Consider the following 21519-nt stretch of genomic DNA (forward strand, 5'->3'; position numbering starts at 1 on the left):
GGCTTTTTAGGTGAAATTTGAAAAAAGGATTCATTTCGCACCCTCATCTACCTCAAAAATGCCGAAGACATTATGGTCGGCATCTAAAAAATAGCCTTGCCAACAGCGACCTGGTATGGCAAATTTGGGCATGGCCACCTGACCGCCTTTTTCTTCGATGATTTTGACCGTAAGGTCAAAGTTTTTAACCTGAAAAGAACAGGTAAAGGCATTGGTGCCATGTTCTTTTGGAGGCACTTTGGTCGGTCGTCTCAAAAGGGCACCCTGTACACCGGCGCCTACAAGGCGATAATATTCAATCGGAACCGTTTCATCTATGATGAAACTCCAATCAAATAGGGTAGCATAGAAATCAATTTCACGTTCAGGATCTGAAGATTGTATTTCAAAGTAGCCTAATGTGTTCATTGTCTGAGGGATTGGTACCTATCCCTAAAGATAATGAAATATGCTATTTTTTGAAGCGGGCCAAAAGGGCATCATTCTTTTTTTCTACCTCAAAAAGGCCAAGTTTTGAGAGGTTCTTGGTGCTTTTGTCCCACTTTTTATTGCTCAGGCCTGCTTTTTCCTTTAGTTCGATCAGAGACATTTCACCGTTTGGTTTTAAGATATCCATAATGGTTTTTTCTTCTTCGGTAAGCTCAACTTGCTTTTTCTCTGGTCGCATTTGTGGAAAGAACAGTACCTCTTGAATCGAGGCGTTGTCGGTCATTAGCATGACGAGGCGGTCAATGCCAATGCCGATGCCAGAAGTGGGGGGCATACCATATTCTAGGGCCCGCAGAAAATCTTGGTCGATGAACATGGCCTCGTCATCTCCTTTTTCAGAAAGACGAAGTTGTTCTTCAAAACGCTCGCGCTGGTCAATGGGGTCGTTCAACTCTGAATAGGCATTGGCCAGTTCTTTACCATTGACCATCAGTTCAAAACGTTCGGTGAGCGCGGGATTACTGCGGTGCTCTTTGGTCAATGGGCTCATCTCTTTTGGGTAATCGATGATAAAGGTGGGCTGCACGTAATGGTGCTCACACTTTTCGCCAAAGATCTCATCGATCAATTTGCCCACGCCCATGGTGGCATCGACTTCTATATCCAATTCTTTTGCCACCTCACGAAGCTGTGCTTCATCCATACCGGCCACATCATGGCCCGTATGGGTCTTGATGGCCTCTAAAATGGGCACTCGTGGATAAGGGGCCTTGAAATCAATGATATGGTCACCTACCGGTACCTGGGTGCTTCCATTGGCATCTTTGGCCACTTTTTCGAGTAATTGCTCCGTAGTGTCCATCATCCAGTTATAGTCTTTGTAGGCCACATAGAGCTCCATTACCGTAAACTCTGGATTATGGGTACGGTCCATGCCCTCGTTGCGGAAATCTTTTGAAAACTCATAGACACCGTCAAAGCCACCCACGATCAGCCTCTTAAGGTATAATTCATTGGCAATACGCAAGTACAAAGGAATATTCAGTGCATTATGGTGAGTCAAAAAAGGACGTGCCGCCGCACCGCCCGGAATGGGTTGCAATATGGGTGTTTCAACTTCTAGATACCCTTTTTCGTTATAGAATTCACGAATGCTATTGGTTATCTTGGTACGCTTGACAAAGGTTTCCTTCACCGATGGGTTCACCACCAGATCAACGTATCGTTGCCGATAACGAAGCTCGGGGTCGTTGAATTCGTCATAGATGTTGCCCTCGGCATCTGTCTTCGGTAGTGGCAGGGGCCTCAATGATTTGCTCAATAGGGAGAAATTTTTGACCATAACGGTCTTTTCACCGACCTGCGTGGTGAACAGCTCACCCTCAACACCGATGATATCTCCTATATCGAGCAATTTTTTATAGACCTCGTTGTACAGTGTCTTATCTTCACCTGTACAGATTTCGTCACGATTAAAATAGACCTGAATACGCCCTTCACTATCTTGTAGCTCGGCAAAGGAAGCCTTGCCCTGTATACGACGTGACATCAACCGCCCGGCGATGACCACCTTTTGGCCCTCTTCAAATCCATTTTTGATGCTTCTAGAGGTGGCATTCAGAGGGTAAAGGGCGGCGGGATAGGGGTCAATGCCCATTTCCCTAAGCTTGACCAATTTTTCGCGTCGTACGACTTCTTGTTCTGATAGTTGCATGTAAGAGCCTGTTTAAATTTCCCTAATCATTTTTCCATGTCCCTTTTTGGGCATCACTTCGTTAAAATTTTCTCGAATAGCACTGCTATTTTCGTCGATCTTGCCTTGTGCTGCACCAAAAATAACCCATACAAATTCCAATTGCGGAAATTTAAACAGGCCCTAGAAAAATTAAAGCGCAAAATTACACTTTTACGCCTTAACTTTTCAATCTCACTTTCTGCCTTGTGTGTAATTGGGCGTATAGGTTTTATTGCCGACTATGGCAGTAATGTCTTCCTCAAGGCTTTCAATCGGGCTTTCGACAATACGGTTGATTTCAATCCCATCTTTATAGAAAATGAATGTGGGCACCTTGATGATGTTCAGACCCTTTTCTTCGCCGGTGGGGCTTTTTTTGTAGAATTCTTTACGTCGGTCCAAAGCCACTATCGAGAGATTCTCCAGCGAGTAGTCGGCAGCTTCCAAAATTTTGATGAACCTTGGCACTTCCCTCTTGCTATCACCGCACCAAGTGCCCAAAAACAGTAAGATTTTGTAGTCTGATAGCTTGTTCTTGAAGAGTTGCACCATAGCTTGGTCGACGGCATAGCTTTCATGGGCAGTATTGTACCAAGCCTTGTATGGCTCTGTATTCAGTCGCTGCAGGGTGATTTTTCCGACCAAAAATTGCTTGCCGTTATCCAATATGATTTCCCTGTTGAATTCTTGGGCATGCATGACAAATGTTGAAAAAAAGACAATAAAAATAGTTCTCATGATTTACGGGTTTTGACCCGAAAATGTCATGAATACACTGTATTGACAATAAATCAAGGTTGGAAATGGGGACTAGACCCCTGGTTGAATTTTCAACGATCAGGCCCTAGATCTGAGCTCGGTACGTGAAGAGACCCCCATTTTTTTGTAAAGACTATTGATATGGGTCTTTACGGTGCTTACGCTGATAAAAAGCTCTGAAGCGATCTCTTTATTGGTCTTACCCAAAAGAATGGCATCGAATATTCGCCGTTCTTGTTGGGTGAGTTTTGCATCGTTTTTTTTCTTCCCCCTTTTTTTCTTGGTGATAAAAATTATCGACAAGACAATGCCCAAGGTGCCCAGAACATAATAAAGGTATACTGGTTCGAGGTTTGAAGAATAGGCTTTTTGGGCATCATAATAACTTTGGTCGGCTTTGAGTTCTCCCTGATACTGTGCTGTAAATGCCGCCGAGGGATACTTTTTCGATAATCGATCAGATAGTTCGGTATAGTAAGCATTGATAGGCAAGTCGCCCAAATAGTGTTCGCGGGTTTCACTCGCCCGATCTGACAAAAAAGCGTAGGTATACAATTCGGCCAAGGGTTCATTGGTCTGCTTTCCGAAATCTTGCCATCGTTCAAACCATTTTTCAAGGTTGAGACGCATACTCGTTTCGCTCTCATTTTCGACAAAGTCTAAAAACATTTGCTCTTTCAGGTCCTCTATTTCAAGCAACATTATCGATGAGGCATTGGTCGAGACAACATCGCAGAACGATTGGTTGAACGAATCAAGGGGCAACGAGACCGTATCGGTGTTTTTGGCAATGAACAAAATGCTCTCACTTTCATTGCACTCTTTGAGAAAATGGCTTTTTGAAGCGCCTTCACCATTACATCCATCCACATGAATCCGATAGATTCGATTATGACTGTTGAGGTTATCGCCTTCAAACAAAAAAAATCCCAGTGAATCAACCTGAGTTTTTTGAATGATTTGGTCAAAGTAGACGCGCGACGATTTTCGGTAATCCTCGATTAAAGACAAGGATACTTCTTGGTGCTTGAACCGTTCTGGCACCTGTCCCTTGAAAACATATTGCCCATGCAGTACCATCAAAGGGCAGAACAATAGTATATGCCAGATTCTTTTCATTGAATTAAAAGTACGGGTTTTGTGTAACAAATCAAGAAAAACGGATACTTATAGCGTACATCGATCAATCAACAAATATGAGTTTCTGGCGTGTTTTATTGGCCATTATCTTTCCGCCCTTGTCGGTCATTGGTAAGGGCTGTGGGTCTTTCTTCATTGTCTTGCTTTTAACCCTTTGTGGGTGGGTGCCCGGGGTTATCGGGGCGTTGGTCATTTTGAACAATACCAACGGATAGTAGTATCTTTGCAGCATGAACAAGAAGGTGCAGTTGCAAGACTTAGGTCGTAAAGATTATAAGGAAACCTGGGATTATCAGGAAGTACTTTTTAAAGAGATCGTCGACCTAAAGATCAAGAATAGGAGGGAGGGCACCGAATTGCCCACCCCCAACCATTTTCTATTTGTCGAGCATCCCCATGTATTTACCTTGGGCAAAAGCGGTGATGAAGATAATCTGTTGATCGATGAAGAAGCATTGGCAGAAAAAGGGGCCAAATTCTATAAGATAAACCGTGGCGGTGATATTACCTATCATGGCCCAGGCCAGATTGTGGGCTACCCTATTTTGGATTTGGACAATTTCTTCACCGATATTCACAAATACCTTCGCTTTTTGGAAGAGATGGTCATATTGACCTTGGCCGAATACGGACTTAAAGGGCAGCGTTCAGAAGGGGAAACCGGGGTTTGGTTGGATGTGGGCACGCCTTTTGCCCGAAAAATATGTGCCATGGGGGTACGAGCCAGCCGCTGGGTGACCATGCACGGTTTTGCCTTCAATATCAATGCCGACCTGGGCTATTTTGACCTTATGATCCCCTGCGGAATAAAAGACAAGGCGGTGACTTCCCTAAACGTTGAGCTCGGCAAAAAGGAAGTTGAAATGAATGAGGTCAAACAGAAACTACTCGAGCATTTTGAAACGCTTTTTGAAGCGCAGACCATCAAGTTGAAAGCTATGGCCTAGTTCAGTTGAAAGGTCCATTTTGTGCTGCATCACCATCGTCTTCATCTCCTTTGTCATTGATAATTTTACCATTACCATTGGTGTCGATACCATTGTTTGGGGTGCTATCGGGATCTAGTCCACTGCTGGCGATAACCTCGGCACTTAGAATGGCGTTGTCTCTTTGGGCATAGGTCGCCAATATGGTCAGCACTTTTGAGCGCTTATCGCCTAGGGTATCAAGCCTCCAAATACCGGTTTCCGGATTAAAATTCAGGGTATTGGGCGTAAAACTCCGATAGCTTAATCCAGGCTCCAGTTTAATCTGTACCTCAATGCCATGGGCATCTTCTTCGCCCATATTGCGAAGTCCGATATTGAAGGCGGCAGGATCTCCGATTATTGAAGTCGGTAATACGTGCACATCGAGCTCTAAATCTTGGGCGTTTAGCAGTCCAAAGCTCGATATAGCGATGCCTAAGACCGCAAGAAATATGATTTTTTTCATAATGGATTTTTTTTAATCAGTGTTATCGTACCCTGCTCATCTGAATCATATATAAAACTGTGAGTATGTCAGGTGTACAGGTGGTATAGTTAAATCTGAACCGATTTAAGCCCTCGATCACATCATCTTTTTGATCAAGAAACACACCTCTGCGTGAATAGAAGTGGGTATGGATATTTTCTGGCCCTAAACTTACGCCAGAAAGCCTGAAATAATTGAGTGGCCCCGCACTGCCCTCGGGCACGACACAAGCGCTTACCGTGCCTTTGTGCGTATCGTAATCACCGTTATCGAAATCAAACCTTAGATTAAATGTTGCATTTAGATGACCGGCGGGCATGTTCTCAAATGATACCTTCAAAGTTCCAGAGACATCATAGTCAATAAGGTGCGAAATGGTTGACACATCAACTTCCCAGGTTCCGATTATGCATCCATCGAGCGTATCGGCTTCTGCAGTACAACAATCTGCTTTGGCATGTAGTTCATAAGGGATTACCAGATCTCCGATCCCGTCCGTCTCGAGATGTGAGATCATCACGGTAATGTCCATCGGTGAAAAACAATGCCCGGTCAGCTCTACTGGCGAGTCCCAAGTGCGTATTGCATTGGCGCTGGCAGGCATCAGGGAACTATAGAATTTGCCCTCAGAACCTTGTGGCGGGCGCAGGGTCACGTTAAAACCCTCCGGTACCACAATATTGATTATTTCACGTTGGCCAAAATTTATCCCTCGGGGAATATTGACTTCTGACTTTTCAGGCAGCAAGGTGAAATCGGCATCGGGATTGATACCCGGGCCAGGAATGGGATTGCCCGTACCAGAGTCTTTTAGGCTCCGCATCGTAAAATCATATAAGAAATTATGGAAGAGTTCATCAAACTCTATGGATTGGAGATAATTCATACGGGCTTTTAAGGTTTTTAGGCCGGTAAGTGCGTTCATCAAGGGAACGACCGACAAAATACCTTTCTGCTTGGCATAGTAGTACCACAATACATAGGCGTTGTAGGGTTGTGTAAAGAGTGAGTCAAAGTCATACGCTACAGAAAACTGATGTTCGCCGTCTGCGGTTTTGTAGACCTCTGAGGATAAATATTCTGACACACTTTCATCAAACCAAGCGTCCCAATCATGATTTGCATAGGCCGTTTTGGGCACATTTTCCTCTATAAAACAATGGCCTATTTCATGGGCGAAAATTTGTTTTCTCACCTCAGGGGATTCTGGTCTTAGGGTAGGTACACCAGAACGCATCCAACATTCACCTTCAACGTTTAGCCAAAACTTTTCGCCTTGTGTTACATCACCGGTCGCTTCGTCTGTTCGATCGACATCATCAAGAATGTAGTACAAGGGTTGGTTCATGGTGCCATATTCCACATATTTATTTCGAGAGTCTGTTATGGCCTGCATAGCTTCTCGTATCAAGCCCTTTCTCCAAGAAGAAGGTACGCTGTCCCAACTATGCGGGGTGACCACATAATCTTTGCCATTAGGGTGGTGGTGCACCCAACAACCCAACCCACCAATTCCTTCCGCATTTCTTTTGAGATAAATGGCCAAGATTTCTTGACCGTCTGAAGTAATGGGCCTCAAGCCTTGCTCGCTACAGGTAGAGACGCTGTACTGTGCTGAAATTTGCAGTGCGAGTAGGGTACATAATATAATCACTAGCCCTTTTACACGATAGGTTATGGCAACAGGGATTAATGATTTCATGATCTCTTTGAATTGGTTTTCGGCTATGCGGTCTTTATTTTGAAAAGCTGGTCAGCTTCATGCTTCCCATGAGCTTTCCATTTTTGTTATAACTTTCTTGTTGTACAATGCCTACATCTTCGGCCAGCCATACTCTTGAAGAAAAGGTCTGGTTGGCTACCATCATTTTGGTCTTGGTGTCACTATAAATGACATAGCAGTCAAAGGTGCCTGCCGAGGTATTGACACTTTCCTTTTTTTCTACCTTTCGGTTTATTTGTTCAACGGTCATGTTTACATTGAAAGCGCCCCCCATGCTTCCACTGACTGTGACATTGGCATCTGCCAATTCTTGGCCAACTTCCAAATCATTCGGCAATTCAATATCATGGCCGGTTATATCAACCTCCGCATTGCCAAATTGACCAAGCATTTGCTGGTTCATCAATGATTTAAAATCGATGATCACCACATTTTCACGACATATCAGTTCATAGCTTGAGGTTAAAGCGCCCCCTTTTTTAGGCTTCATTTCCATAGACATGGTGGCCTTGGTCTCGCCTCCTTGGTTCTGTACATCAACGACTTTATATTCTACCGTACTATCTTCTTTTCCTTTTCTATCATAAGAAGTATAGGTCATCGAAGCCCCTTCTACCATAGGGTAGTATTTGCTACAATTTGATTGGGCCAAGGCTGTTGGTGCCCATAGACTTAGGCACATTGCGATTAAAAATAGTTTTCTCATTTTATCGATTGTCATTCCCTTATAAATTCCACCCTTCTATTTTGGGCCTTGCCTTCAGGGCTGTTGTTATCGGAAACCGGTTCACTTTCGCCCTTACCATCGACCGACAATCGGCCGGCATCAATATTGTAAATGCTCACTAGGGCATTCTTTACGGCCGCGGCCCTTTCTTTTGAGAGTTTCAAATTGGCCGCGTCACCCCCATCGGCATCGGTATGCCCCACAATTTTGAGATTGATTGCCGATTCTTGCAATAATACCTGTGAAATTTGGCGAATAACGCCCATGGACTGTGGCTGCAAGTTGGCCGAGCCCGAATCAAACAAAATGGCGTTGGTCGATATCTTACCTTCAGAAATCAGTTTTCGGCGTAGGTCGACACCACCTTCAGCTACTTTGAGATTGGTAATGAAAACCTGTTCTTTTCCATCTTTGAAACCATTGGTCAGAAATTTCACGGTATGCAAAACTGCACCAGAGGCCACCAATCGAGGTACATCTATATATTTAACCTCGTTTACCCAAAGTCTGAAGCGCTGTTTATTGACCGCAATCGATATATGGGGATTCTCCAAGATCTCGTCCCTTAAATCGGCTTTGACCGTACTGCGTATTTCCCGTTTTCCATTGATTTTGTTTTCGACCGTGACCCCGATTTCAGAATATTGACAAAATGGAATCTCTGCAAAAGCAAAATTATTACCAGGGCTAAATTTATCGTCGTCGGTTAAAATGACCCTAAGTTTGGCCGTTGAAGAAGTTTGTCTATCTAGACCAACGGCACCAATATCAAATTCAATGCTATATTCTTCTGGTAACTGCGGCACATCGGGCACGTAATAAATATTGAATCCTGATTTCAATTCTAACCACTTCTGGGGTGAATCGCCTAGGGTGACCAGTTCGCCCCCTGCATTGGTATTCCATTTCGAAGGGAAATCACCGATGAAGTCATTTGCGAAATCATCAAAGAACAATTGTTTATCGCCTGGCACAAAGTCAAATTTGCTATAGACCTGAATGGTTTTCGGACCGCCTGCATCAGGGTTGCCCGAACCGCCCTGTACACCGGGAACATTGCCCGTATTGCCCTGCTGGCCCCCGGTTTGGTCAGGTGGGGTAGGGGGTGCCTGTTTCCCCTTCTTACCTGGTTCAAGAATACTGTCCAAGACCTCATCGGTCTTCTCTGATGTTTCTTTATCTACTCTTCGTTCAATGGTGCGTTCTGCGGCTTTTTCAGCACGTTTGCCCAATTTTTTCAATAATTGGGCATTTCCATCCGTAGTAAAAACAAATAGGGTGAGCAAGCCTAGAAAAAGGCTGCCCTTTGTTATCATTTTCATTTTCTTTAGTGTTTGATTATGCGCTACTTAAGTTACGAAAAACTCTATTTAGCAAAGTAAAAAAATGAAAGGAGTTTTAGGGAGAAGCATGTGTGGTTGGACAAAAAAGGTGTATAGAAGGTACTCAATTCATCTTATATACAATGATGGAGTTGTCTTGGTCTTTGGCCACCAGTTCTAATTTACGGTCACTGTCGATATCGGCCATATCGATGGTTGAACTGCCAAACACGGGAAAATTGGCAATAGATTTTGCTTGGCTGTCAAAGAGATAGACCTTTTGGCTCTGTATATCGGTTACGGCCACATAGATTTTATCGTAGATATAAAAAATCTTTGGCGCGGTGTACACCCCTAGGTCAAGTTCTATTTTTCTGCCTTTGATGCTGAGCACGTTATCGTTCATCAATGCAAGGGTCTTGCTCGTGGCATACATACCGTGGTCGTTGTTGAGGTTGAAATTAGTGGTGGTCAGTTTACCACGCGTGTTGATTTGATGTAACACCCCTTTCTTATCAGTGATCGAAAATTTGTTTTTGTAGAAAAATACCTCATTGTTAGAGAAATCGATTTTTTGTGGCACTTTGATGCGCTCTTGCCCAGCACGGTGCCTTATTTTCAGTTCGCCGTTTTGTAATTGAAATATGAGATAGTCTTTTTTATCGATTCTGAAGTGTTTTGGAGACGTTATGACCGGACTCTCGGTTTCTGTGTATTTGAAACCATCGACAATGTTGCCCTTACGGTTGTACATGAACACTTTTGACCCTTGGGTAACCACGAACCGGTAGTCTTTTCGACCGTCATAATCGAATACGGAAAGACCGTTCAAATTACCACCTTCATAGGTTTTGTCGAACGGTTCAACAATTTCGCCGTTTCTGTCCACTATCAGAAATTGGTCATTGGTGGTGAAGGCCAACTGAAGCTTTCCGTTTTTGTAAATATCGACTTGATGGATTTTTCCTTGTATTTTTCCATCCAATTGCTTTTTCCATAGCACTTTTCCATCGGTGGATATCAAATAGAGATGGTTGTCTTGGTCTTGCACCACGATTTCTTGCTTGTTGGTACGGTGGTTTTTGACAAACTGTGGGTCTGTGGCCAAATCAGTATCCAATTGTAAGGTGAACAGTGGTGAGACACTCTTTGCCGCCTTTGTTTTTTCAATTGCCGAGACAAAGATGTTGGTATGGTAAAAACCATTGTCGGCCACTATTTGGGCGGCAAAGGAATTATCATCCATTTTGGCATTTTCAAAATCTTTGCCAATACTTGATTCAAAGAATTCATCAAGAAAATACTCGATGCCGTTGGTAGTCGATACAAAGAGTATACTCGATTCGTTCGCCAATGAAGCTATGGCGGTCTTGTAAGCTGTGCTTTTATCAAAAGTGGCCCCGCTTACATAGTTGCTGATAATGGTCTGCAGCGTTTCTTGTGCTTCTGAAAAAACAAAGGCATTTTCAATGACCGTACAGAAATTGACCTCTATATTTCTTACCAAAGGGGCAAAGGCCTCTGAAAGCCATTTTGAATCGCTCAATCTTAGAATTTCTTTTCCTTGGTAATTGGTCGTCCCTATTTTTTTTGATTCGACAAAGGTCGAAAGATTCTCTGTGCCAAACGTATTGAGCACAATGGCCTTTTTTGATGTCGTAAAGATGAGTCCGACCTCTTCTACCGCATTGAAAAGCGTGTCGAGCGATTGAACTTTTTCGAGATAATCATTTTGGTTTTGTGCAAATTGTCCATAATCGTTAAAGGTGTACGATAATATGGCAGAGGCATTTAAGGGTGCCAAGGCCGCGGTTCGATTGGTCAATGGGGTCGTATTTTCAAATAGCTTGACCCGGTTATTGGTGCTATCGGTTGCCAGGGTAACCCCTCTAAAACCTAAAAAGTCTTGATTTGACTGAAAGTCTAGGTACATCCAGTCAGCAAAATTTCTGACACTTTTGGCATCCTTGTCCACAAGCTGGGAGGCAATTAGGTCAGCGCCACTATCAAAATCAAAAAACAGATTGGCCGATTTCTGTTCATCGGCACTTTTGTAAAGCCTTTCCAAGGTCTTGGGCAATTGGTGCGGTCCCTTGGTACGGACCAGATTTTCGGCCAAAAGTTGCGAAGAACTGATCATTATTTTCCCATCTTGAAGAATTTGGTAGAAATTATCTTCGTCAGTCTGATAATGCTTGATGGTGGTACCCTCGTACGAGAGTGTTTCTATGGTTTTTCCATCGATGTCATCCAAAACAAAATCGATCGAGTTTTCTTTTGTGGCCAAAATGAATTCGAAACGCTCTTTGCCGACTTCATAAAATGCCAATAACGACTCTGAATCAAGCGTAAGATTGTCAAGACCTGAAATGGTTTTGTGTATTGCGCCATATAGTGACGTCGATGCCAGACCTGAAAGAAAAGACTGATTCTTCAGCTCACTCTTGAAACCCGTAAAATCATTGATTCTGATAATGAGTGCCGCATTGGGGGGCAAATGGCCGAGCAATGGGTCCAACACTTTTTTTTCTGGGGTACAAGATGCTAAAACGAGCAGCGTGGTAATAAGAAGCGTTCGCAACCTCATCGCAAGAGTTTAGCACAAATGTAGCTTTTTAGAACTCAAGTTTCAATTGCTCAGGGAGTTGTTTGAAACTTTTTCTGTGATATTTGGTCAGGCCAAATTTTCTAATGGCCTCACGGTGTTCTTTTGTAGGATAACCTTTGTTCTGTTTCCAATTGTACATAGGGAATTCTTTGTGCAAACGTGTCATGTATTCATCACGATGGGTCTTTGCCAAAACCGATGCCCCGGCAATGCTCAAGTATTTGCCATCTCCTTTCACAATACATTCATGGGGTATTTTGCCATAGGGTTTGAATCTATTACCATCAACAATGATAAAATTCACTTTGCAGGTCAATTGGTCAAGTGCACGGTGCATGGCCAAAATGGAAGCGTTAAGAATGTTGACCTCATCAATTTCATCAGGAAACACATGGCACACCCCAAATGAGAGGGCATATTTTTCCAGAACCGGACGTAGCGATTCACGCTTGGTCTCGCTCAACTGCTTTGAGTCGGTGAGCACTTCGTTTGTGAAATTTTTAGGAAGAATCAATGCAGCGGCCGTTACAGGGCCTGCCAAGCATCCACGCCCGGCCTCATCGGTGCCCGCCTCTTCGTGCAGTCGATAAAACCTTTTTAATCCACCCAATGTTCAGTTAATTGACCCTAAATTGAAACACCTCTGATGTAGAGGTATTGCCTTGGCTATCTGTTGTGGTCACCGTCCAGTAGTAGGTGTTGCCCGATGTCACGGCCACATCGGCTATACTGGTATCTGTGGTCGTGCCCAATGAATTGGTAGGGTTGGCTTCCGTTCCAAAGAATACCTCATATTGTTCGATATCATCATCGACATCACTGGCCGACCATTCCAATGTAACGGTTGCCGTCGAGGCTAGGTTGGCCCCCCTGGCAGGGTTTACGGCCTCTGCAGGAAAGGGGGCATAGTTTTCTATGCCAGGACCTTCATTGAAAAAACGGAAAGTGGAACTGGTCGCTGTTTCAGTGGTGCCATTTGCCCTAGAAACCACAAACCACTCATAGGGTGTGCCCCGATTGATTGAAAAAGAAGCTTCATTGTTCGCAGTAGTGGTCCTTGAGGCTACTGATGTGTTCAGATTGATGACATTCAGTTCATAGCTATCCGCATTTTGGGCAGCATTCCATCGAAAGGTCACAGAGCTTCTTGTTTCACTGATAACATTCCCTTCGGTACATTCGGTGTTATTTTCAGGAAATACCAACGTAGCCGCTGTAGGAGCCGCCACTGGATCATCAGGGGGTGGACTATCATCACCGTCACCGCCTGAACTACTGCATGCCATTATTATACAGGAAAAAAAGCTTAACACAGCTAGATTGCAAATACCGTTTATCTTCATCTTTTTAAGATTTTGAAATTTAGAAGTGACCTTTCAGTTTTGATGTTCAATAGGTAGAGGCCTTGAGAAAACCCTGAAACATCCATGATGATCTGCCCGTTTTCTGGTCTTATGTCCTTTTTGAATACTATTTTTCCATCAATGTCATAAATCGATGCCCCTACTTGTTCAAACTCGCCTGAACCAAGGTAAACATTCAACGTTCCCGATGAAACAGGGTTTGGATAGATAAAAACCTTCGAACTGAGTAAAATGGTCTCTTCATGACTACCTTGGCAGTCTTTATCAGTTCTTACAGAAAGTACATTCTCTATCTTTTTTAGTGGTAGGGTAATCTCACTTCTAGAAGTGGTAAAGATTTCGTCATTCAAATTAATAAAGTACCGTTCGCCACCAGAAAGAGTCAGGGTTACTTCGCTATTTAAAGAACTTATCTTCGAATTAACAGAGAGCGATTCAGGCTCGGTAATGGTGATGTCAAAGCAACGTTCATATTCAGACTGCCCTTCGACCAAGATGCAAAGTGTATAGTCTCCGGCACTCAAATCGCCAAAACTGGTGGTGTCATTGAAGTCATTCGTGGTGTCGGCCCCGCCCTCATCGGTTAGGGTCGCAATATAATCAAGATTCATGTCTGCAGTGATTTCAACCACGCCATCGTTGTTTGAAATACAGGACTCTCCTATTGTTTTGAGGGCAAAATTGTTGGCTGGTAACGAGAACACTTCACAACCATCGACATCAATTACGGCGCCAGCAGGGGTACTAGGGCATTGGTCGACGGCATTGGGTACACCGTCATTGTCGATATCATCATCACATACATCACCGATACCATCTCCATCCAGATCGTTTTGGTCGGCATTTGCAGTAAATGGGCAATTGTCATCCAAATCAAGAATGCCATCGTTGTCATCATCACTGTCACAAAGATCACCTATGCCATCACCATCATTGTCATCTTGTGCCGCATTGGCCACTAAGGGGCAATTGTCATTTATATCAAGAATACCATCATCATCATCGTCATCATCATCTACAAGCCCTTCGACCACAAAATCATCAACGATCGCCCCCTCTTGGTTTACAGATTGATCGGATACGAAAACAATGGCAAATTGAATGTTCGTCTCACCTGTCAGATCGACTTCTCCCCGAGCTATGTTGGCGACAAAATCGTAGGTGTATCTGGTCATGGTCGCATCGGTGCCCGTCCATTGTGCGCCAGGGCAATTAAAACAATCGGTATTACCTGAACTGGCCGCGGTACGATTGCTATTGTACCAATTGGGTTGACTGCCCAACTCACCCAAAACGTTTGATGTCTCAAAATTATCGGTGGAATATAGCACATAAACAATGTCCCAATTCTCTTCAAGATCATAGGCCATTTGAAAGCTCAATCTCGGTGCCAAGATAGATGAGAAATCATAGCATCCACTATAAATGACCCCAGTGGTCATATCAGGATGGTTACCATCTAAATTAGTGCCCAAAACCTGGGTGCCCGAACTTGCGGTATTCAATAAAGCGCCCGTCGGCACACCTCTTTCCCATACCCCACCAGCAATTGGCGAAGTGCCAGCTATCAAATCATAGGTCAGCAATGAGGTTGCATCGGTTTCAAAGTCAAAAAGTTGGTCAACAGCTGCTGCGTTGTTGGTGATGAAGAAAGATGTTTTTTGTGAATTATTGTCTGGAAAGGTATCGTTTGCTATGGAGACCGATACGCTCAAAATTGAATTGACCCCAATCTGCGTGTTCAGGGCAGGAAGAGTGAAAGTCTCTACCTCGCCGCTATTGACAGCGCCGTTGAATGTAAATGTCTCATCGCTGCCATCATTGATATTATAAGTAACATCGACCTGTGATATGGTGTTCAAACCTTTGTTCTCAATCGTTATTTCAGGAATGATTTCATCACAGGTAAGAATGCCCGAAACCGCTTCAACTGAAACCAATCTCACATCATCATCGGGCAACTGTATGGGGATAGGACTTTGCCAGACCCCTCTACCATAAGTACTGGCCACCAGCATTTCATCATCGGGACTGATTTCTAGATCACTTACTGTGGTGTTGGGTAAATTGGTTGAATATTGCTCCCATTCGGTCAAGGTGTCATCTAACCGGTATACGCCCAAACTGGTACCCACATATATGGGATTGTCACTGTTTCGCCCCTGATGGGCTATTGCAAAATAGGCTTGGTCAGAAGGTAAATCGAAAGTGATGTCTTCATTAGAAACAAGAATATTTCCATCAACGGTTATTCTGTAAACCGCTCTTCCGTCGGGTTGTACCCTTTGAGGAGCCCCAACTCTTTGCGAAGTCGTAACATATACAATATTACTATTGTTGCTGTTAATCGCTATGTCAGAGATTATGGTGGCCATAGTATCAATGGCAACAAAATTTTCACCTCTGTCCTCGCTTCTATAGAGCACGTCACTTTCAGCTAGATACATGATGTTGGGATCGTTCGGGTCTATTTCCAAATCATCGATATCACTTTCGGCATTGATAACATCAGATGCACTTTCCCATTCACTTCCATTAAGTCTATAAACAGCATTGTACGCAGCATATACAGTGCCCTCTCCATCAATGGCCAATGGGGTAATCCAGTTTCCTTGAATGTTTCCCGACCCCGTATCGGGCGATTGTATCGAGCCCACAGTCTGCCCCAGATTGGTAGTTATGAAAAGGGGATTGCCGAATTGCAGAAATCCATAGGCGATATTGCTATTGGTCGGATCAATTTCATAGTCCATGCCATCACCACCTGTATAGATGTTCCATTCGTTGTTGTTATAGACAAAGCCAGAATTGTCTTGGGTGCCCCCTACAATTCTACTCGCATCATTTTTTGCGATACCGATACGATAAAATTGTGTTACGGCTATACCATCAGAATAGTCGTCAAAAGTAGCACCGCCATCATCGGAAACAAAAACACCCCCATCGCTGCCGCAAAAAAGCTTGCTGCCAAAAAATTTGAGCGTATGGATGTCGGCATGGGTATAGGATGGAGTATTGGAGAACCATTGGTTCAATTGGGTGAACGAATCACCACCGTCGGTGCTTTTCCAAATGTTTAGGCATCCTGCATACAATTCATTTGCATCGGTCGGTGAAACCTCTATTGCCAAATCGAACCAAGCTTGGTTTGATTCAAAAATATCTTCTGTATTTGCCGTTCTAGTGAACGAATCGCCGCTGTCGGTCGATTTGAAAAGACCTAAAAATGCCGAAGACCTGTCTATGATGTCAGCCACCAGCACATAAAGAACATCGGGGTCTGCCGGCGATACGCCGAGTACCATTCTGCCCCCGTTTGTCGGAAGCACGTCTGCTATTTCAGTAAAGGTTTCGCCCCCATCGGTCGATTTGAAATAAGAGTTTGGGTCAACAGCATATATGGTATTTGAATCTCCGGGTTTCAACTTGAAATCTGTTATATTGCCAGCTAACATCACTTCCCAAGTTTCGCCCCCATCCAATGATTTTTGAAGGCCATCGGTACCTGCTACCCAGACCACATTGAAATCACTTGGGTCATACACAATCTCATTTAAGACGTCAAATTCATTTTGATTGCTAGGGTTAATACTGGTTTCATTCCAAGTGACGCCCCCATCGGTCGATTTAAAAACACCTGCGCTGAACGAGTCAAATGCATCATCATCTCCCGTAGCGATCAAAATAGTGTTTGAATCATCTGGCTTTATGGCAATGCCCGAGACACCTATCTGCGGAAAATCATCAAAAAGGGTTTCCCAAGTAGTGCCCGCATCGGTAGATTTCCAAAATCCCCCAGCGGGTGCTCCGGCGTACCAGACATTTTCATCGTTGGGGTCTACTGCAACGGCATTAATACGGCCAATTCCGGGAAGCGCTCCTGCCAGTTCGCCACTTATTACGGGTCCTACGGCGGTCCAACTGCTGGTCGGGTTTACAGGCCCTACGGCTGCTTGTTTGTTTTCATAGGCTTGCCATAGTTCTTTTGCTGTCGGCAAGGTGCCATCTGACTTTACAAAATGTTGCCAATAATTTCGCCAACGCATAAAGGGCTTATAACCGCTTCCCTTGGCACTTTTGTCTTTGTCTTTCCAATAGTTGTCAAATGCTTCGGTGATTTCGTGAAATGTATATATCTCATTGTTGCTGCCACCCTTGGCAGCAGAAGTCCTTGACTTTGATTTTTTCAGTTCTTTCATCCATGGCGCACTCTCATTATATTGGGCAAATGATATGGAACATGTCACCAACAAGAGAAGGAGTAATTTTATTTTCATGCTCAGGTCTGTTGTATTAGCTATCAATGGCTCAAAATATGGATTTTTTTTAGTTCGGTTAACAGTTTTTAACATTTTTTCGACTAGTTGTGATATTTAGTTTAACCAAACGACCATAAAACTTTCACATTTGTTTAGGAACAAAAAAATATAACTTTGTCCCTGCAAGATGCTTCCATGATACGACACCTGTTCTTTCTTTTTTTGTTCTTCGGATTATCATCACTGCATTCGCAGGTAGATTCATTGCCGAGACCTCAAAAAAGTCAAGATTCCACATTGATTTCAAAAAAGGACAAGAAAAAAAAGGGTGAGGCAAGAACCGTTTCCATAAAAGATTATTTGGTCATTTTCCATAATAGGGATACCACCTTTGTAGATACCACGCTGACGATACAAAAAGATTACAAGTACAATTTCTTGAGGAGAGATGATTTCGAGCTCATGCCCTTTTCAAACTTGGGCCAACCCTATAACAGTCTGGCAGAAGAGATGCGAGACAATTGGCTTTACCCCAGAATCGGTGCTACCGCAAAACACTTCAATTATAAAGAGTTCGAAGACGTGTCTTACTACAATGTTCCCACGCCCATGACCGAGCTCTTTTTCAAGACCACATTGGAGCAGGGTCAATTGTTGGACGCCTTGCTGACACTAAATACTTCAGAACGTTTGAACCTCTCAGTGTTCCATAGAGGGTTCAGGTCGTTGGGCAAGTATCAGTTCGATCAAGCAGAGTCGAGCAATTTTGTGGCTACATTTAATTATGTGACCAAGAACGGCAAGTATCAGGTAAGGGCACATATAGCTGCCCAAAATTTGAATACTGAAGAAAACGGAGGGTTGTCGAATCGTGAACAGTTTGAGTCAGGTAATGAAGAATTTTTAGATAGGGCGAGGGCCGATGTACTTTTTAGCAGTTCGAGCAATACCCTTGCTGACAATAGGGTCTTGGGCAAACGATATTTTCTCGACCACCAAATCAATCTTTTTAGGGCATCTAAAGACTCTTTGCAACCAAAAAGCACATTGTCGCTTGGTCATGTCTTTAGCTATGAGACCAGGTTTTATCAGTTTTTACAAGACAATGCTGCAGCGGCCTTTGGTACAGATCCGGCACCTTTTGAGGTGCCAATTGATGATAAGGCAAATCTTAAAACCATGTACAATCAAGTTTTTGCCACGTTCACCAATAAGACCCTGGGTAAGATTACGGCCAGTATCAATCATTACTCGTACGATTATTTTTTCAACAGTATTCTGATCAGGGACGATGGCCAAATCGATAATAGGTTAAACGGCGAAGAAATCAACTTTGGCGGAAAATATGAAAACACTTTTGGACGAATCTCTGTGAGGGGAGATTTCTCGCTCAATATTTCCGGTGACCTATCGGGCACGCTGTTAAATGGTCAAGTAGCGTATCAAATCAACGATAACAATAGCGTTTTCGGTTCGATACACGCTTCATCGAAGATGCCCAATTTCAACACTTTGTTGTTTCAGAGCGATTATCAAAACTTCAATTGGCAGAACAACACTGTTTTTGAAAAAGAAGATGTAAAAAGTATTGCCTTTGGATGGAACTCAAAACTACTCGGCACATTGACGGCAAGTTATGATGCAATAGACAATTATACCTACTTCACGTCCACGGCATCAGAAGAAGATATTACCAATGGTGAAGAGAGGGCTTTTGTAAGGCCCTTCCAAAGCCAAGGAACCATTGACTATCTAAAAGTGAAATTGGCCAAAGAATTCAGATGGAGAAGATGGGCGCTCATGAACACGGTCATGTACCAGAATGTTTCACAAGAAGAAAATGTATTGAACGTACCTCAGGTCGTGACTCGAAACACATTATATTTTTCGAAAGATGTGTTTAAAAAGGCCATGTATTTGCAGACAGGGGTGACCTTAAAATATTTTACCGCCTATAATACCAATGCGTATCATCCTTTGTTGGGTGAATTCTATGTACAGAATAGAGAAGAGTTTGGTGGTTTTCCCATGATTGATTTTTTCATCAACGCCAAAATACGACAGACCCGCATCTATTTGAAAGCCGAGCATCTAAATACGGTTTGGAGCAAAAGTTATAACTATTATGCTGCTCCCGAATATCCGTATCGTGATTTTGTTATCCGCTTCGGATTGGTGTGGAACTTCTTTTCATAAAGTTTTCCCAACCAATTTTCGCAATTCTTTGAAAGAGAAATCTTTAATCAATTGCAATGACAATTTGGTTTATTTTCTCTCTCAACTATTTGTGGGATTAAAATAACGTGATTATATTTGCACCCGCTTTGCCGTTATGGCAAGGTGTTTCCCTCGGGATCTTTGTGTTTTTCCGGGGGCATGTTATGTAAAGAAGTTCATGTACATATTGGGAATACAGACAGCGTAAAGAAAGAGAAGGAACCATTTTGATCGCCGGGTGCTCGGTCGTTTTAGGGGTCTATTTAAAGACAACACGATGAAGAGTTTGATCCTGGCTCAGGATGAACGCTAGCGGCAGGCCTAACACATGCAAGTCGAACGGTAACATTGGTTGCTTGCGACCAGATGACGAGTGGCGCACGGGTGCGGAACGCGTATCGAACCTGCCCCTGTCAGGGGAATAGCCCATGGAAACGTGGATTAATGCCCCATGGCGACCCGTTGCCGCATGGCAACGGGTCTAAAGATTTATCGGACGGGGATGGCGATGCGTGCCATTAGCTTGCCGGTGGGGTAACGGCCCACCGGGGCGACGATGGCTAGGGGCCCTGAGAGGGGGATCCCCCACACTGGTACTGAGACACGGACCAGACTCCTACGGGAGGCAGCAGTGAGGAATATTGGACAATGGCCGGAAGGTTGATCCAGCCATGCCGCGTGCGGGATGACGGCCCTACGGGTTGTAAACCGCTTTTATACGGGAAGAAACCTCCCCACGTGTGGGGATCTGACGGTACCGTAAGAATAAGGACCGGCTAACTCCGTGCCAGCAGCCGCGGTAATACGGAGGGTCCGAGCGTTATCCGGAATCATTGGGTTTAAAGGGTCCGTAGGCGGGCCTATAAGTCAGGGGTGAAAGGCCACGGCTCAACCGTGGGACTGCCCTTGATACTGTAGGTCTTGAGTCATGGTGGGGTTGCCGGAACATGTGGTGTAGCGGTGAAATGCATAGATATCACATAGAACACCGATCGCGAAGGCAGGTGGCCAACCATGTACTGACGCTGATGGACGAAAGCGTGGGTAGCGAACGGGATTAGATACCCCGGTAGTCCACGCCGTAAACGATGGACACTAGCTGTGGGGACTTTGGTCTCCGTGGCCAAGCGAAAGTGATAAGTGTCCCACCTGGGGAGTACGTTCGCAAGAATGAAACTCAAAGGAATTGACGGGGGCCCGCACAAGCGGTGGAGCATGTGGTTTAATTCGATGATACGCGAGGAACCTTACCAGGGCTTAAATGCATTGTGACAGGGGCAGAGACGCCCTTTTCTTCGGACACATTGCAAGGTGCTGCATGGTTGTCGTCAGCTCGTGCCGTGAGGTGTCAGGTTAAGTCCTATAACGAGCGCAACCCCTTCCGTTAGTTGCCAGCATGTAAAGATGGGGACTCTAACGGGACTGCCGGTGCAAACCGCGAGGAAGGTGGGGATGACGTCAAATCATCACGGCCCTTACGTCCTGGGCCACACACGTGCTACAATGGCCGGTACAGGGGGATGCCACCCCGCGAGGGGGCGCGGATCTCCAAAACCGGTCACAGTTCGGATCGGGGCCTGCAACTCGGCCCCGTGAAGCTGGAATCGCTAGTAATCGCGCATCAGCCATGGCGCGGTGAATACGTTCCCGGGCCTTGTACACACCGCCCGTCAAGCCATGGAAGCCGGGAGTGCCTGAAGTCCGTCGCCGCGAGGAGCGGCCTAGGGCAAGACCGGTAACTAGGGCTAAGTCGTAACAAGGTAGCCGTACCGGAAGGTGCG

At 44.4% G+C, this 21519-nt stretch carries 15 protein-coding genes and 1 rRNA gene (1 of these 16 only partly in view); 4 read left to right on the top strand and 12 right to left on the bottom strand.

Features of this window, described 5'->3' with window-relative positions; all coding sequences use genetic code 11:
* Window positions 1-30 precede the first annotated feature (30 nt).
* The 4 genes from L0P89_RS10850 to L0P89_RS10865 form a co-directional block, all read right to left on the bottom strand.
* The gene (locus L0P89_RS10850; protein WP_235265126.1) at window positions 31-408 is read right to left on the bottom strand and encodes a VOC family protein; all 378 of its coding nucleotides are present in this window, start codon (window positions 406-408) and stop codon (window positions 31-33) included.
* A gap of 43 nt (window positions 409-451) precedes the next feature.
* The gene (gene lysS / locus L0P89_RS10855) at window positions 452-2143 is read right to left on the bottom strand and encodes a lysine--tRNA ligase (RefSeq protein WP_235265127.1); all 1692 of its coding nucleotides are present in this window, start codon (window positions 2141-2143) and stop codon (window positions 452-454) included.
* Between the two features lie 213 nt (window positions 2144-2356).
* Window positions 2357-2902 carry a thioredoxin family protein gene (locus L0P89_RS10860; RefSeq protein WP_235265128.1) on the bottom strand — a complete coding sequence of 182 codons (546 nt, stop codon included), beginning with the start codon at window positions 2900-2902 and terminating at the stop codon, window positions 2357-2359.
* Between the two features lie 99 nt (window positions 2903-3001).
* Window positions 3002-4042 carry a response regulator transcription factor gene (locus L0P89_RS10865; RefSeq protein WP_235265129.1) on the bottom strand — a complete coding sequence of 347 codons (1041 nt, stop codon included), beginning with the start codon at window positions 4040-4042 and terminating at the stop codon, window positions 3002-3004.
* Window positions 4043-4119: 77 nt separating this feature from the next.
* Here L0P89_RS10865 and L0P89_RS10870 point away from each other — a divergent pair, with 77 nt between their 5' ends.
* A complete protein-coding gene (locus L0P89_RS10870) occupies window positions 4120-4278 on the top strand; it encodes a YqaE/Pmp3 family membrane protein (protein ID WP_235265130.1) in 159 nt (52 codons plus the stop codon).
* A gap of 15 nt (window positions 4279-4293) precedes the next feature.
* Window positions 4294-5010, top strand: coding sequence for a lipoyl(octanoyl) transferase LipB (lipB, locus tag L0P89_RS10875; protein WP_235265131.1), 717 nt, complete (start codon window positions 4294-4296; stop codon window positions 5008-5010).
* A 1-nt stretch (window position 5011) separates the two neighbouring features.
* Here the strand turns inward: lipB and L0P89_RS10880 are convergent, their stop codons facing one another.
* The 8 genes from L0P89_RS10880 to L0P89_RS10915 all read right to left on the bottom strand — a co-directional run bounded on the left by L0P89_RS10880 (window position 5012) and on the right by L0P89_RS10915 (window position 17539).
* Window positions 5012-5497, bottom strand: a complete 486-nt coding sequence (locus L0P89_RS10880) for a DUF11 domain-containing protein (RefSeq protein WP_235265132.1) — start codon at window positions 5495-5497, stop codon at window positions 5012-5014.
* 22 nt (window positions 5498-5519) lie between these two features.
* The gene (locus L0P89_RS10885; protein WP_235265133.1) at window positions 5520-7220 is read right to left on the bottom strand and encodes a hypothetical protein; all 1701 of its coding nucleotides are present in this window, start codon (window positions 7218-7220) and stop codon (window positions 5520-5522) included.
* A gap of 34 nt (window positions 7221-7254) precedes the next feature.
* Window positions 7255-7947 (bottom strand): hypothetical protein, encoded by a 693-nt coding sequence (locus L0P89_RS10890; RefSeq protein WP_235265134.1) that lies wholly within the window; start codon window positions 7945-7947, stop codon window positions 7255-7257.
* Between the two features lie 11 nt (window positions 7948-7958).
* Window positions 7959-9290: an OmpA family protein gene (locus L0P89_RS10895; RefSeq protein WP_235265135.1), complete on the bottom strand. Its 1332-nt coding sequence runs from the start codon at window positions 9288-9290 to the stop codon at window positions 7959-7961.
* Between the two features lie 124 nt (window positions 9291-9414).
* A complete protein-coding gene (locus L0P89_RS10900) occupies window positions 9415-11877 on the bottom strand; it encodes a ribonuclease HII (RefSeq protein WP_235265136.1) in 2463 nt (820 codons plus the stop codon).
* A gap of 28 nt (window positions 11878-11905) precedes the next feature.
* The gene (locus L0P89_RS10905) at window positions 11906-12508 is read right to left on the bottom strand and encodes a ribonuclease HII (RefSeq protein WP_235265137.1); all 603 of its coding nucleotides are present in this window, start codon (window positions 12506-12508) and stop codon (window positions 11906-11908) included.
* Between the two features lie 7 nt (window positions 12509-12515).
* A complete protein-coding gene (locus L0P89_RS10910) occupies window positions 12516-13184 on the bottom strand; it encodes a hypothetical protein (protein WP_235265138.1) in 669 nt (222 codons plus the stop codon).
* Between the two features lie 53 nt (window positions 13185-13237).
* Window positions 13238-17539, bottom strand: coding sequence for a thrombospondin type 3 repeat-containing protein (locus L0P89_RS10915; RefSeq protein ID WP_235265139.1), 4302 nt, complete (start codon window positions 17537-17539; stop codon window positions 13238-13240).
* Between the two features lie 156 nt (window positions 17540-17695).
* Between L0P89_RS10915 and L0P89_RS10920 the strand changes: the two genes are divergently transcribed.
* Both L0P89_RS10920 and L0P89_RS10925 read left to right on the top strand, forming a co-directional pair.
* A complete protein-coding gene (locus L0P89_RS10920; protein WP_235265140.1) occupies window positions 17696-19717 on the top strand; it encodes a putative porin in 2022 nt (673 codons plus the stop codon).
* A 295-nt stretch (window positions 19718-20012) separates the two neighbouring features.
* Window positions 20013-21519, top strand: a 16S ribosomal RNA gene (locus L0P89_RS10925) (it continues 17 nt past the right edge of the window).

This window comes from Muricauda sp. SCSIO 65647 (assembly GCF_021534965.1).
In the GTDB taxonomy this organism is placed as follows: domain Bacteria; phylum Bacteroidota; class Bacteroidia; order Flavobacteriales; family Flavobacteriaceae; genus Flagellimonas_A.

Bases quoted from the DNA above. Each gene is read 5' to 3' on its own strand.
- L0P89_RS10850 (WP_235265126.1), bottom strand. From the start codon at position 408: ATGAACACATTAGGCTACTTTGAAATACAATCTTCAGATCCTGAACGT.
- lysS (WP_235265127.1), bottom strand. From the start codon at position 2,143: ATGCAACTATCAGAACAAGAAGTCGTACGACGCGAAAAATTGGTCAAG.
- L0P89_RS10860 (WP_235265128.1), bottom strand. From the start codon at position 2,902: ATGAGAACTATTTTTATTGTCTTTTTTTCAACATTTGTCATGCATGCC.
- L0P89_RS10865 (WP_235265129.1), bottom strand. From the start codon at position 4,042: ATGAAAAGAATCTGGCATATACTATTGTTCTGCCCTTTGATGGTACTG.
- L0P89_RS10870 (WP_235265130.1), top strand. From the start codon at position 4,120: ATGAGTTTCTGGCGTGTTTTATTGGCCATTATCTTTCCGCCCTTGTCG.
- lipB (WP_235265131.1), top strand. From the start codon at position 4,294: ATGAACAAGAAGGTGCAGTTGCAAGACTTAGGTCGTAAAGATTATAAG.
- L0P89_RS10880 (WP_235265132.1), bottom strand. From the start codon at position 5,497: ATGAAAAAAATCATATTTCTTGCGGTCTTAGGCATCGCTATATCGAGC.
- L0P89_RS10885 (WP_235265133.1), bottom strand. From the start codon at position 7,220: ATGAAATCATTAATCCCTGTTGCCATAACCTATCGTGTAAAAGGGCTA.
- L0P89_RS10890 (WP_235265134.1), bottom strand. From the start codon at position 7,947: ATGAGAAAACTATTTTTAATCGCAATGTGCCTAAGTCTATGGGCACCA.
- L0P89_RS10895 (WP_235265135.1), bottom strand. From the start codon at position 9,290: ATGAAAATGATAACAAAGGGCAGCCTTTTTCTAGGCTTGCTCACCCTA.
- L0P89_RS10900 (WP_235265136.1), bottom strand. From the start codon at position 11,877: ATGAGGTTGCGAACGCTTCTTATTACCACGCTGCTCGTTTTAGCATCT.
- L0P89_RS10910 (WP_235265138.1), bottom strand. From the start codon at position 13,184: ATGGCATGCAGTAGTTCAGGCGGTGACGGTGATGATAGTCCACCCCCT.
- L0P89_RS10915 (WP_235265139.1), bottom strand. From the start codon at position 17,539: ATGAAAATAAAATTACTCCTTCTCTTGTTGGTGACATGTTCCATATCA.